Consider the following 9,252-nt stretch of genomic DNA (forward strand, 5'->3'; position numbering starts at 1 on the left):
TCCTTGCAATCATTATACCAGAAAATGGGGCAAAAGTCAGTAAAATCAAGTGTTTTCAGTTTGCTCAGCAGACACTAGTTACCATGTGCTTTATGCAGACAGCAAAAGCCGCAGACAGAGAAATTGAAATGATGGAAAGGAGAAAGAAATAATGAATTTTGGACAGAACTTATACAACTGGTTTTTATCAAACGCACAATCCCTTGTGCTTATGGCAATCGCTGTTATCGGAGTGTATCTCGGATTCAAGCGAGAGTTTTCCAAACTTATCGGGTTCTTGGTGATTGCCTTAATCGCTGTCGGCTTGGTGTTCAATGCCGCTGGCGTAAAAGATGTGCTGTTGAATTTATTCAATAAGATTATCGGAGCGTAAACTATATTGTAGATAGGGATAAAAGTTGATATAATATTCTTATATTTTTCAAAAATTAGGAGGGATAAGATGTCAGATATTTCTGTCAGTCAAGATTTCACTACTCTATGTAAAAATCTTAGAATGAGTGATTATATTGTAAAAGATGTTCAAACTCGCTATCACGCTATTACTAAAAGAATAAATAAAGATTTCTGGTTTACGGATTCAGAAACAAGTCACAGTTTTTATGTAGGTTCATATGGACGAGGTACTGCAATATATACAAGTGATATAGATATTGTTGTTGAATTACCATGGTCCGAGTATACAAAATATGATAATTATACTGGGAATGGTCAGTCTGCTTTGCTGCAATCCGTAAAATCATCACTTCAAAAAACCTATTCATCGTCTAGCATAAGTGGTGATGGACAAGTAGTAGTTATTGATTTTTCAAATGGTATTAAATTTGAAATTGTTCCCTCCTTTAAACTAAACGATGGTACATATACTTATCCAGATACTCACAATGGAGGAAGTTGGAAATATATGAATCCTAAGGAAGAAATGAATTATTTCAACGGAAGAAATTCCCTTTCCAATAACAATTTAAAACGTTTATGTCGTATGGCACGTGCTTGGAACTCAAATATGACGGTGCTTATGAGTGGAATTTTAATTGATACTATTGCATACCGATTTATGCAGAATTATGAATATGCTGATAAATCATATTCTTATTATGATTGGTTATCTAGAGATTTCTTTAAATATCTTTATGAAAATGCTGATAAAGAATATTGGGTAAAATTTGGTGATAATAAGCATATCACTAAAAAATATTCTTTCAAAAGTGAATCAAAAAAAGCTTATGAGTTAGCGCTAGCGGCTATTGACGCATATGACAAGGGATATTCATATACTTGGCACAACAAATGGAGGGAAATTTATGGAACAAAATTCCCAATATAGAGAAAATTTATTAATACAACTAAAAGAAAGTTATGGTAGGGTTGTTTACACCTATACCAGCCATTTAAAGCAAGTAAATTCTTTAGAAACAAATCTCCGAGGAATAAAATATTGTCAAATTATATTATCGGCTCTTTCAACTGGAGGATTTCTAGGGGCAATTATTACGAACCAAAGTATTTATACAGTAGTAGCAGGTTTTTTCTCGACAATTTCACTGGCTTTTAATCTGTTTTTTAAAAATTTTAATATAGAAAATGAAATTAAACAACATATTTTGGCAGCAGATGAATTGTGGCTTATTAGAGAAAAATATGTTTCCCTTATGACTGATTTCGATATATTAAATAATGCTGATATAATGTCTGCTAGAGATGTTTTACTACAAGAAACATATGAAATATATAAAAAGACACCCAAGACTAACTCCAAGAGTTACAGAAAAACTCAAGAAGCATTAAAAAAGGAAGAAGAACAATTTTTTACAAACGAAGAACTTAATCAAATGTTACCATCTCATTTAAGAAAAAGCAGTAAATCTTAACGGTTTGCTGCTTTTTTCATGCAAAATTTTAAGACAGGAGGACAACATGAAAACAGATATTTTCGAGGATATGAAAGACTGGGTCGGCTGCAAATATATTTCCGACCTGCCCTACCGCAAACGTGAGGTATGGGAAACCATCAAGCAGCAATCGCCGCTTGCCTATCCAGAGGAACAACTGGAAAAATTCTGCCATTATGTATTCGGTGTAGATTATGCTGTCATAATGGGAATATTGGAAAACAGGAAAGGAAGTGAGAAACCTTGTATGAAATGCGAATCTATCTTTTAAACAATACCCAGCCTTACCGTGACGACGAGGTCGAGGGGTATGCTGGCGGCTGGTTCAACTGCCCTGTGGATTTGGAGGAAGTGAAAGAAAGACTGGGCGTGGAGAATGAAGAACAGCTGGAAATAGCCGATTATGAGCTGCCTTTTGAAGTACACAGTGAAATGCCCCTGTGGGAAATCAACGCAAAATGCCGCATGGTACAGGAAATGGAGGGCACGCCTATCGGCAATGAAATGAAATCCATCATACAGAGATGGTTTTACGGGTTTGATGAATTTATCGACCACAAGGACGAGATACGCTATTATGATGTGGCTGACGGTGCGGCACTGGCAGAATACCTTATCTGTGAGGAATGTATCTTCGGTGAGATTCCCCATGAACTGCAAAAGCACATTGATTACCGTTCCTACGGAAACGAGCTGGAAATGCAGGACAGATACCTGTTTACACCCAGCGGCGTATTCCGTTATCAGTAAAGGGGGTGATGTGATATAGAAGAAATGCGAATCTATATCGCCAATCTTGGGAAATACAACGAGGGCGAGCTTGTGGGCGCATGGTTTACGCCGCCCGTCGATTATGACGAGATGGCGGAGCGTATCGGCTTGAATGAATTTTACGAAGAATACGCTATCCATGATTATGAGCTGCCCTTTGAGATTGACGAATACACGCCGATTGAGGAAGTCAACCGCCTGTGTGAGATGGTGGAGGATTTACCAGAGGATATACAGGACGAGCTTTCTGAACTGTTATGCTGTTACAGCAGCTTGGAGGAACTTTGCGAACACGCCGACGAGATTATCCACTATCCCCACTGCAACAGCATGACAGACGTTGCCTATTATTTTATAGATGAATGTCAAAGTCTTGGGGAAATACCAGACAGGTTAAGAAATTACATAGACTATGAATCCTATGGGCGTGACCTTGATTTAGAGAGTCGTTTTGTCATTACCAATCATGGCGTATTTGAGTGCCCTTATTAAATAATACCAGAATAACGACCAGTGGAAACACTGGCATTTTTTATGCAGCAGCTTGTGAAAACAGGCTGCTGTTTCCATTTAGAAACGAAAGGAGCTGTGAACATTGAAGAAAATCAAAAGCTATACAAGCATATGGAGCGTGGAGAAAGTCATTTACGCTATCAACGACTTTCAGCTCCCGTTCCCCCTCACGTTCAGCCAGATGGCATGGTTCGTGGTATCGCTGTTCGTGGTGATTCTTTTTGGGGAGCTGCCGCCCTTTTCCCTGATTGACGGTGCGTTCCTCAAATACTTTGGAATCCCTGTGGCTTTTACTTGGTTCGTGTCGCAAAAGACCTTTGACGGGAAAAAGCCTTTTGGATTTCTAAAGTCCTGCGTCAGCTTTCTGCTGCGACCAAAAGTGACTTATGCTGGAAAGGCGGTTCGTCTGAAAAAAGAAACATTCAATCCCGTGATTACGACAGTTAGGAGTGTGATATATGTTCCCGATTAAGTATATTGAAAACAATCTGGTGTTCAACCATGACGGTGAGTGCTTTGCCTACTATGAACTGACACCTTACAATTACTCGTTCCTCTCACCAGAGGAAAAATATATGGTGCATGACAACTTCCGACAGCTTATCGCACAGAACCGTGACGGAAAAATCCATGCCTTGCAGATTGCCACGGAGGACAGCCTGCGTGCGGTGCAGGAGCGTTCCAAAAAAGGAATCACAGGGCGACTTCGTGACGTTGCCTGTGCAAAGATAGATGAACAGACAGAAGCGTTGGTGGAGATGATTGGGGAAAATCAGATTGACTACCGCTTTTTTCTTGGATTCAAGCTGCTGGTGAATGAGGAAGAAATCAACCTAAAGAGCATGAGGAAGTCAGCGGCTATGACCTTTGCTGATTTTCTCTATGAAGTCAACCACAAGCTCATGGGCGACTTTGTTTCCATGAGTAATGATGAGATTAACCGTTTTATGAAGATGGAAAAGCTGCTGGAGAGCAAACTCTCACGCCGCTTTCAGTTCCGCAGGCTGGATAAGAACGACTTCGGCTACCTCTTGGAGCATATCTACGGGAATACAGGCGTTGCCTACAATGATTATTCCTATGAACTGCCCGTAAGAAAGCGAAAACGTGAAACGCTGGTAAAGCGTTATGACCTTATCCGCCCCACACGCTGTCTGATTGAAGAAAACCAGCGATACCTAAAGATAAAGCGTGAAGATCAGACAACGTATGTTGCCTACTTCACGATTAACAATATCGTAGGTGAGCTGGACTTCCCGTCTTCGGAAATCTTCTATTACCAGCAGCAGCAATTTACGTTCCCTGTTTCCACTTCCATGAATGTGGAAATCGTCACCAACAAAAAGGCTCTGACAACAGTTCGCAACAAAAAGAAAGAACTAAAGGATTTAGACAACCATGCGTGGGAATCCAACAACGAAACGGGAAGTAACGTCATGGACGCCCTCGATTCGGTCAATGAGCTGGAAACCAGCTTAGACCAGTCAAAGGAATCCATGTATAAGCTGTCCTATGTTATCCGTGTGGCAGCGGATTCTCTGGAAGAACTGAAACGCCGCTGTGATGAAGTCAAGGACTTCTACGACGACCTCAACGTAAAACTGGTTCGCCCATTCGGGGATATGCTGGGGCTGCATGGTGAATTTATCCCAGCAAGCAGGCGTTACATCAATGACTATATCCAGTACGTCACTTCGGATTTCCTCGCTGGACTTGGATTTGGCGCAACGCAGCAGCTTGGGGAAACGGACGGAATCTATATCGGCTATAACCTTGACACTGGAAAAAACGTGTACCTAAAACCCAGCCTTGCCGCACAGGGCGTAAAAGGCTCGGTGACAAATGCGCTGGCAGCCGCTTTCCTCGGTTCGCTTGGCGGCGGCAAGTCATTCTGCAACAATCTGATTATCTATTATGCGGTGCTGTTTGGAGGGAAAGCGGTCATTGTAGACCCTAAATCAGAGCGTGGCAACTGGCAGGAAACCTTACCCGACATTGCACATGAAATCAAGATAGTCAACCTTACCAGTGAGGACAAGAACAAAGGACTTCTTGACCCCTATGTGATTATGCGCCGCAAAAAGGACGCTGAAAGCCTAGCGATTGACATACTGACATTCCTTACAGGCATTTCTTCCCGTGACGGTGAAAAGTTCCCCGTCCTGCGTCGTGCTATCCGTTCCGTGACACAGGGCAGACAGCGTGGCTTGCTGCGTGTCATTGAGGAATTGCAAAAAGACGGTTCACCAGTGGCAGAGAATATCGCAGACCATATCGAAAGCATGACGGACTATGACTTTGCACACCTCTTGTTCTCGGACGGGAATGTGGAGCAGTCCATCAGCTTAGACAGGCAGCTCAACATCATACAGGTGGCAGACCTTGTGCTGCCCGATAAGGACACAAGGTTTGAAGAATACACCACAATGGAGCTACTCTCCGTGGCAATGCTGATTGTCATAAGCACCTTTGCCCTTGACTTTATCCATTCCGACAGGGGAATTTTCAAGATGGTGGACTTGGACGAGGCATGGACGTTCTTACAGGTGGCACAGGGCAAAGCTCTTTCCAACAAGCTGATTCGTGCTGGTCGTTCCATGAACGCCGCTGTCTATTTTGTGACGCAGAACTCTGGCGACGTGGACGACGAGAAGATGAAGAACAATATCGGCTTGAAATTTGCCTTTCGCAGCACCGATATAAAGGAAATCAAGAATACCCTTGAATTTTTCGGGGTGGATAAGGAGGACGAGGGCAACCAGAAACGCCTTAGGGATTTGGAAAACGGGCAATGCCTGTTTCAAGATTTATACGGGCGTGTGGGCGTTATCCAGATACACCCTGTATTCGCTGACCTGTTCGCAGCCTTTGACACCAGACCGCCGATACATACGGAAGAATCGAGGTGAAGCCTATGAGGAAACGAAAAATCCTAAGATTCTTCGGTACGCTCTGCTGGCTGTCTTCGGCGTGCTGGTATTCCTTTCCATCACAGGTACGGTGGCTCATGCGGCTGGTCTGGTAGATACTACGGTCAATGACGCTAACGCCTACTCCAAATATCCGCTGGAGAACTACCAGCTTGATTTTTACGTTGACAGTTCATGGGATTGGCTGCCCTGGAACTGGCTGGACGGTATCGGGAAAAGTATTCAGTATGGCTTGTACGCCATCACCAACTTTATCTGGACAGTGAGCCTTTATATCTCCAATGCCACAGGCTATGTGGTGCAGGAGGCTTACAAGCTGGACTTTATCTCTGATACCGCAAACTCTATCGGGAAGAACATTCAGACTTTGGCAGGCGTGACAAAAAGCGGCTTTTCCAGCGAGGGATTTTATGTGGGATTCCTGCTTATCCTCATTCTGGTAATGGGTATCTATATCGCCTACACAGGACTTATCAAAAGGGAAACCACAAAGGCGGTTCATGGGGTCGTCAATTTCCTTGTGGTCTTTCTCCTGTCAGCGTCTTTTATCGCCTATGCCCCAGACTATATCAGCAAAATCAATGATTTTTCTTCGGACATCAGCAGCTCGGCTTTATCACTTGGAACAAAAATCGTGCTGCCCGATTCCAGCAGCAAGGGAAAGGACAGCGTGGATTTGATTCGTGACAGCCTGTTTTCCATACAGGTAAAGCAACCGTGGCTGTTATTGCAGTATGGGGAATCGGACATGGACGAGCTAGGCTCTGACCGTGTGGAAAGCCTGCTGTCGGAAAGCCCCGACACGGACGACAGAGAGGACATTGTGATTGAGGAAATCGAGGATAAGGACAACGACAACTTAAGCGTCACAAAGACTATGACACGTTTAGGCATGGTAGTATTCTTGTTCATCTTCAATATCGGTATCTCGGTCTTTGTGTTCCTGCTTACGGGCATGATGATTTTCTCGCAGGTGCTTTTTATCATCTACGCCATGTTCCTGCCCGTCAGCTTTATCCTGTCCATGATACCGACCTATGAGGGCATGGCAAAAAAGGCGGTCACGAAACTGTTCAACACCATTATGATGAGGGCAGGAATCTCTCTGATTATCACTACCGCTTTCAGCATTTCCACCATGTTCTACTCCATTTCCTCTGGCTATCCGTTTTTCATGGTCGCATTTTTGCAGATAGTCACCTTTGCAGGAATCTACTTTAAGCTGGGTGATTTGATGGCAATGTTCAGCCTGCAATCTTCCGACACCCAGCAGGTGAGCCGACGTATCATGCGCCGCCCCTATCTGTTCCTAAACCGTGGGGCAAGACGCTTGGAGAGAAAAATCGGCAGAACGGTTGCTGCTGGTGCGGCAGGCGGTCTTGTGGGCGCAGCGGCAGTATCGCAATCCCGTAAGACGGACAACGCAAAACCAGCAGGCAGCGGTCATTCCAGACCAAACCATGACACTTCCGCCGATACGTCCAGCTTTGGGAAACGTGCCGGCGCAAAAGTCGGAGCGGTGCTTGATGGTAAGGAGCGCATGAAAGACAAGGCAAAATCCGTCGGTCAGCAGGTCAAGGATATGCCGACACAGGTACAGTATGCGTTACATAGCGGCGTGAACCAGATACAGGAAAACGTATCTGACTTCAAGCGTGGCATTGTGGAGGAAAAAGCGACCAGAAAACAGGGGCGTGCGGATAAACAGGAGAAACACAGGCAGACCATTGCACAGAAACGCATGGCAATGGATAAAGCGAAACAGTCCAATGGATCAGCGACAAAAGGAGCTGCCCCATTACATGAGCGACCAATGACAACGCCTGTGTCTGCGAAAGCAGCACCGCAGGCAGCGGTTTCCAAAGGGGCGCAGGCCATCAAGGAACGCCCTGCCGCCACTACAAAGGAACAGCCGCCTGTAAAATCCAAAGAGCCTGTTACAAGGGTACAGGAGGTAAGGACACAGGCGGTCAGAGAATCCACTGCACCTGTCAGACAGCAGACTTCGCAGGCTGCCGCCGATACCCAACGACAGACGGTGCAGCGTCACAAACAGGCGCAAAGCGTACAGAAGAAACAGAAAAATAAGACAACCGTAAATAAGACGACCAGCAGGAAAGGCGGCAAGAGATGAAACTAAGGCACTTCGTTTTGTTCGGAGGTGTTTTCTCGGTGATAATTTCCTTGCTGCTGTTCCTGTTTATCGTTACCGCAGATGATGAAGAAAGCAGCACTTCCCACTTTGATTTTTCTGGACTGAACCTTTCTGAAGAAGTGCTGAAACATCAGCCAATGGTAGAAAAGTATGCAAAAGAATACGGAATTGAGGACTATGTGAATTATCTGCTCGCTATCATGCAGGTGGAATCTGGCGGCACAGCAGAGGACGTTATGCAGTCGTCTGAATCAATGGGTCTGCCTCCCAATTCCCTTTCCACAGAGGAATCCATCAAACAGGGGTGCAAGTATTTCTCGGAACTGTTAAAATCCGCAGAATCAAAAGGCTGCGACATAGACACGGTGGTACAAGCCTATAACTATGGCGGCGGCTTTATCGACTATGTGGCTGGACACGGGAAAAAGTATACCTATGAGCTGGCGGTCAGCTTTGCGAAAGAAAAATCGGGCGGCGTGAAAGTCACCTATAAAAACGAGATTTCCATTAAGGAAAATGGCGGCTGGCGTTATAAGTACGGGAATATGTTCTATGTGCGGCTCGTCAAGCAGTATCTGGCTATTCCCAGTTTCAGCGACGCTACCGCACAGGCAATCTTTAATGAAGCATTGAAGTATCAAGGCTGGAAGTACGTCTATGGCGGCAGCAACCCTAACACGTCCTTTGATTGCAGCGGTCTGGTTCAGTGGTGCTATGGAAAGGCTGGTATCAGCCTGCCCCGTACCGCACAGACGCAGTATGACGCTACCCAGCATTTGCCGCTGTCACAGGCGAAAGCTGGCGACTTGGTGTTCTTCCATTCCACTTATAATGCTGGAACGTATGTAACACACGTCGGTATCGTGCGTCCAGAGGGACGAAAGTTAGAAGTAGATTAAAGAAAGGGGGACAGAAAAAAAAAAAAAAAAAAAGGCACTACCCCGTAAGATAACACGGGAAACCACCTGCCTAACCGAAAGGTGAAAACTGT

9 protein-coding genes and 1 pseudogene are annotated in these 9,252 nt (G+C 44.7%); all 10 read left to right on the top strand.

All coding sequences use genetic code 11. The features are described from left to right. The first annotated feature begins 151 nt into the window (after positions 1-151). Entirely contained in the window at positions 152-373 is a 222-nt protein-coding gene (locus ACESSZ_RS15810; RefSeq protein ID WP_118263957.1) for a hypothetical protein, read from the top strand. A gap of 69 nt (positions 374-442) precedes the next feature. Beyond that, positions 443-1,327 carry an SMODS domain-containing nucleotidyltransferase gene (locus ACESSZ_RS15815; RefSeq protein ID WP_499842897.1) on the top strand — a complete coding sequence of 295 codons (885 nt, stop codon included), beginning with the start codon at positions 443-445 and terminating at the stop codon, positions 1,325-1,327. Beyond that, entirely contained in the window at positions 1,305-1,871 is a 567-nt protein-coding gene (locus tag ACESSZ_RS15820) for an SLATT domain-containing protein (RefSeq protein ID WP_151165488.1), read from the top strand. Before ACESSZ_RS15815 ends, ACESSZ_RS15820 begins: the two co-directional genes overlap by 23 nt. 46 nt (positions 1,872-1,917) lie before the next feature. Further along, complete coding sequence (locus tag ACESSZ_RS15825) at positions 1,918-2,163, top strand: hypothetical protein (protein WP_151165489.1); 246 nt, start codon at positions 1,918-1,920, stop codon at positions 2,161-2,163. Further along, positions 2,145-2,642, top strand: coding sequence for an antirestriction protein ArdA (locus ACESSZ_RS15830; RefSeq protein WP_151165499.1), 498 nt, complete (start codon positions 2,145-2,147; stop codon positions 2,640-2,642). The genes ACESSZ_RS15825 and ACESSZ_RS15830 overlap by 19 nt, the downstream gene beginning before the upstream one ends. 24 nt (positions 2,643-2,666) lie before the next feature. After that, positions 2,667-3,155 carry an antirestriction protein ArdA gene (locus ACESSZ_RS15835; RefSeq protein ID WP_151165490.1) on the top strand — a complete coding sequence of 163 codons (489 nt, stop codon included), beginning with the start codon at positions 2,667-2,669 and terminating at the stop codon, positions 3,153-3,155. Positions 3,156-3,258: 103 nt separating this feature from the next. After that, a complete protein-coding gene (locus ACESSZ_RS15840; protein WP_118263954.1) occupies positions 3,259-3,648 on the top strand; it encodes a conjugal transfer protein in 390 nt (129 codons plus the stop codon). After that, positions 3,635-6,085, top strand: a complete 2,451-nt coding sequence (gene tcpF, locus ACESSZ_RS15845) for a conjugal transfer ATPase TcpF (RefSeq protein ID WP_151165491.1) — start codon at positions 3,635-3,637, stop codon at positions 6,083-6,085. The genes ACESSZ_RS15840 and tcpF overlap by 14 nt, the downstream gene beginning before the upstream one ends. Then, positions 6,066-8,240 (top strand): cell envelope integrity TolA family protein, encoded by a 2,175-nt coding sequence (locus tag ACESSZ_RS15850; RefSeq protein WP_499842898.1) that lies wholly within the window; start codon positions 6,066-6,068, stop codon positions 8,238-8,240. Before tcpF ends, ACESSZ_RS15850 begins: the two co-directional genes overlap by 20 nt. Beyond that, a pseudogene (locus ACESSZ_RS15855) lies at positions 8,237-9,142 on the top strand (bifunctional lytic transglycosylase/C40 family peptidase); the annotation flags it as partial. The gene ACESSZ_RS15850 and the pseudogene ACESSZ_RS15855, both read left to right, overlap by 4 nt. Between the last annotated feature and the right edge of the window lie 110 nt (positions 9,143-9,252).

This window comes from Eubacterium sp. 3_1_31 (assembly GCF_964249515.1).
Taxonomy (GTDB): Bacteria; Bacillota_I; Bacilli_A; order Erysipelotrichales; family Erysipelotrichaceae; genus Longicatena; species Longicatena caecimuris.